At 70.2% G+C, this 282-nt stretch carries 1 protein-coding gene; it reads left to right on the forward strand.

Translation table 11 applies throughout. The features are described from left to right. The coding region (locus tag ALLO2_RS26790) for a hypothetical protein (protein WP_035734741.1) at positions 1 to 282 on the forward strand (282 nt) is incomplete at both ends.

Genomic DNA, 282 nt, shown 5'->3' on the forward strand with positions numbered 1-282 from the left:
TCTTGCCGAGGTTGTGCCCGCTGATGTCGGTATCGGTGAGGTGCCGCTGACTCCCGCCATGTGTGGGTTGGTCCGGCGGGCCGGAGTGGCGGGGCTGGACCGGTTCTCGCAGGCGATGCTCGTCGTCGTGCCGGCCGGGATCGACCTGGAGCGTCTGGGCGTCGCTGTCAATGCCCTGGTGGACCATCACGACGTGCTGCGGGCCCGGCTGGTCTGCCCGGACGAGCGGGATTCGGCCACGTGGAAGCTGGATGTTCCGCCTGCGGGTGAGGGGGCCGGTGG

This window comes from Frankia sp. Allo2 (assembly GCF_000733325.1).
Classification (GTDB): Bacteria; Actinomycetota; Actinomycetes; order Frankiales; family Frankiaceae; genus Frankia; species Frankia casuarinae.